At 60.9% G+C, this 3,562-nt stretch carries 3 protein-coding genes and 1 pseudogene; 2 read left to right on the top strand and 2 right to left on the bottom strand.

The genetic code is table 11. The features are described from left to right. Positions 1 to 295 precede the first annotated feature (295 nt). A complete protein-coding gene (locus tag RT424_RS24120; protein WP_313443389.1) occupies positions 296 to 745 on the top strand; it encodes a S24 family peptidase in 450 nt (149 codons plus the stop codon). Between the two features lie 6 nt (positions 746 to 751). Further along, a pseudogene (locus RT424_RS24115) lies at positions 752 to 1,696 on the top strand (Y-family DNA polymerase); the annotation flags it as partial. A 247-nt stretch (positions 1,697 to 1,943) separates the two neighbouring features. Here the strand turns inward: RT424_RS24115 and istB are convergent. After that, positions 1,944 to 2,753 carry an IS21-like element helper ATPase IstB gene (gene istB, locus RT424_RS24110; protein ID WP_159365824.1) on the bottom strand — a complete coding sequence of 270 codons (810 nt, stop codon included), beginning with the start codon at positions 2,751 to 2,753 and terminating at the stop codon, positions 1,944 to 1,946. After that, positions 2,753 to 3,562: Mu transposase domain-containing protein (locus RT424_RS24105; protein WP_409521590.1), on the bottom strand; the 810-nt coding region annotated here is incomplete at its 5' end. The genes istB and RT424_RS24105, both read right to left, overlap by 1 nt.

Here is a 3,562-nt window from a genome sequence, read left to right as displayed (position 1 = left end):
TCTGCGTTCCTTCGTCACTACGACGAAGCCCAAACCCTCCTTAAATCTCAACCCCTAATCTGTGCCATGGGTGCTGACGCCGGACAAGGCGGATTGTGCGGAGCGGTATCGGACATACCGCCTGCTGGAGCGAGATGAGGCCCATTGCAGAGACTTGGCGGCCGCGATCCAGCGTGGCTTCAAGCGTGTTGACATGAAGCCCAGATAGATCGCTCCCAGCGTGCTAGAGGCACAATGTACGTGTTGTGTTTTTCCTATGTTCCCTTCTCGTTCTGATTTGCGGTATGAAGGGTAAATGTCTACCGCTCACGCCATACCTGCGTCTACGCCGATTCCACTCCGCAATCTCACGCACCCCGTCCAACTTAAGGTCGTCGGTGCCGCTGGAGCTGGCTTTGCCAGCCCCGCTCAGGACTGGGAAGAATCCGCGATCAACCTAGTCGACTTGCTGCGCCTCGATCGAGCCGCCAGCTTCGTATTCCGTGTCAGCGGACAATCCATGCTCGATGCGGGCTTGTTCGATTCCGACGTGCTTGTCGTCGATCGCGACGCCAAGCCGATGAACGGCCGAATCGTCATCGCCGTTGTCGATGGCGGTTTCGTAGTCCGCCAGCTTTGCGTTCGTAATGGCGTGCCGACGCTCGAAGCTCGCAACAGCCGCATGCATTACGATCCCGTCGTCGCCGATGAGAGCGTCGAGGTGTGGGGTGTGGTCCGGGCCAGTGTCCGCAACCTTCAGGCCTGATCCGTCATGAGTTGGGCCATCGTCGATATAGAAAACTTCTACTGCTCGGCTGAGCGGGTCTTCGACCCCACGCTGCGCAACGTACCGCTGATAGTGTTATCCAATGGAGATGGTTGCGCAATAGCACGCTCGGCTGAAGCTAAAGCATTGCATATCTCAATGGGCGCGCCAATGTTCAAAATACGTGAAATCGTCAAACGCCATGGCGTGCAATATCGATCAAGTTCGTATGAGCTTTACGCGGACATGAACCGACGGTTCAACATGGTGCTTTCTGAGTTCAGCGATACGGTAGAGATTTATTCAATTGACGAATCTTTTTTTCGGCTTCCAATTCTACCATCGGGACTTGGCGATGTCGAGCAGGCCCAGCACCTCCGGGCGACCATCAAACAGCATGTCGGCCTGCCGACACGGATAGGGCTCGGTCCGACACGAACCCTGAGCAAGGTCGCCAATGCTTTGGCGAAGGCTTCGGAGAAGGTGTGGAACGGTGTCATCGACCTGCACGATGAGGGGCTACGCCGGCGAATGTTCGCCAAATGGCCAATCGAAGAGGTATGGGGCATTGGCAAGGCGATGGCGAAGCGCCTGCACCCGTTGGGCATCCACACCACCGCGGATCTTGCCGCAATGGACCCCGATCTTGCGCGGGACGTAGGGACGGTTGTGCTCGAGCGGTTGGTACGCGAGTTGAACGGCGTGGAATGCAGTAACTTCCAGCCAGAGCCTGAAGCACTGAAGTCCACTGCGGTCACGCGGACGTTCGGAGATCCGGTCCGCGATCGTGAGGTGTTGCGCGAAGCGATGGTGAGATGGGCAGTACGCGCAGCCGAGAAGATCCGCGCTCACAAACTTCAGGCTTGTCGGTTGATTGCGTTCGCGCACGGCAGCCGATTCAAGCCAAATGCCCCATCGGCGTCTAAAGTCGCCCGAATGTCACCCTCGACTGTAGCGCGTCGATTACGGAGTCCGGTCGGCGTCAATTATGATGGCCGGTAGGCGGCCGCGCCGGTTGGTGGCTTTGGGCTATCATGAGCGGTTGCGAGGGGCAATCGGGCATCGTCAATTACAGCGCTGGGTAATTGTCGCTGGCACTGGACGAAAGCGACAATTCGAAGGCTTTGGGGTAATTGCCGCTGGCGACAATTACCCGTTGTCTCAGTCAGGGTGCTCGCGAGCGCGAAGTCAGCGACAATTATGATGGCCGGCCTGGAGCGCCATTCGATGGGTCATAATCGCCGGCGTTGATGCGAGCGACGGCGGATCGCTTGCGGTAGCTCTCGCCGTTCATCTCGATGATGGTCGAGTGGTGCACGAGGCGGTCGATCGCGGCGACAGTCATGGCTGGATCTGGAAAGACGTTGTCCCAGGCCGAAAATTGCTGGTTGGCGGTGATGGCGATCGAATGGCGCTCGTAGCGATGGGCGATGAGCTCGAACAAGGCGCTGGTCTCGACCTGGTCCTTGCGGACGTAGGACAGGTCGTCGAGGACGATGAGATCGAACTTGTCGAGCTTGTCGAGCATCGCGGGCAAGCTGAGGTCGCGTCGTGCGGCCTGGAGCTTCTGGACCATGTCGGTTGTGGAGCAGAACAGGACACGTCGCCCGGCGTCGATGAGGGCATGGCCGATGGCGGCAACCGCGTGCGTCTTGCCGGTGCCGCTCTGGCCGAACAACAGCAGATTGCCACCGCTCTCGATCCAGTCGTCGCCGGCAGCCAGGGACAAGAGGTGCGGCTTGCGGATACCGGGGGCGGCGTCGAAATCGAAGGTGGCGAAGGTCTTGCCTGCCGGGAGGCCGGACTGGTCGCGATGGCGCTGGATGCGCCGGGAGGAACGGTCGGCCATCTCGATCTCGAGGAGTGAGGCGAGCAGGTTGGCGGCCGGCCAGCCATCCCGATCGGCGGTGTCGGTAAGGCGCTTCCAGTTGCGGTTGATGCTCGGCAGGCGCAAGGCCTTGAGCAGGGTAGGCAGCACGGCGGCGGCCTGGTCTTTGGTGCGGGTCATTAGTGCACCTCCCCGCTGGCGATCAGGCTGTTGTAGCTGTGCAGATCGGGTGGCGGGATAGTGACATCGCGCTGTGATCTTGCGGTAGGCAGGAACTCCTCCCTGAGCGCATCGACATCGGGCAGGCGCCCGCTGTCGAGTGCCTCATCGATCCGCCGGGCCAGCACGTCGACACAGTCGCCCCTGGCGGCGATATCGAGCAGCGCGACGGCATCGCGGCAGGCCTGCCGTCCGTCGAGCTGGGCATCGAAGGCTTGCCAGGCCCGCCGGTAGGCGTGATCGGGGAACAGGGCTTCGCGGTAGACGAGGTTGCGCAGTGCACCGGGCTTGCGGCGCAAGTTACCGATCATGTGCCGGAAATCGATGCTGTGTCCCCGGTGGGGATGACTGATCCGCACACGCGGCGTGGACATTACCCTGTCCGGACCGAGGAAGAGCTCGATGCGATCGTCAAAGAGATGCGCGTTGAGGCGCCGTCCGACGAGGCGGGAAGGCACCGAATAGGTAACCCGATCGATGCCGACGGTGCCGTTGCGGGTGACATCGACGGTGACCATGGCGAAATCGGTGGTTCGCTTTGTGGGCAGCCCCTTGAGTAGCTTGCGCTCTGCATCGATGCGCGCGGCATGCCGTCGGTTCTGCCTGGCGACCTGGGCGTCAACGAACTCGCGCCAGGCCTCGATGCTGACGAAATCGCGGCTGCCCCGCCGGCGCAGGGCCTGATCGAGGTGTTCTGCCCCCACCGAGTGGACCGTTTGGTTTGTTAGTGGATTAAGCCCATCGCCGCCATATTCGGACGGAGGTGGAGC

Origin of the sequence: Novosphingobium sp. (assembly GCF_032093395.1) — a bacterium.
Taxonomy (GTDB): Bacteria; Pseudomonadota; Alphaproteobacteria; order Sphingomonadales; family Sphingomonadaceae; genus Novosphingobium.
This window is presented reverse-complemented; position numbering and strand designations above follow the sequence as displayed.

Excerpts from the sequence above, each read along its gene's own strand:
- RT424_RS24120 (WP_313443389.1), top strand. The coding sequence starts at position 296 with ATGTCTACCGCTCACGCCATACCTGCGTCTACGCCGATTCCACTCCGC.
- istB (WP_159365824.1), bottom strand. The coding sequence starts at position 2,753 with ATGACCCGCACCAAAGACCAGGCCGCCGCCGTGCTGCCTACCCTGCTC.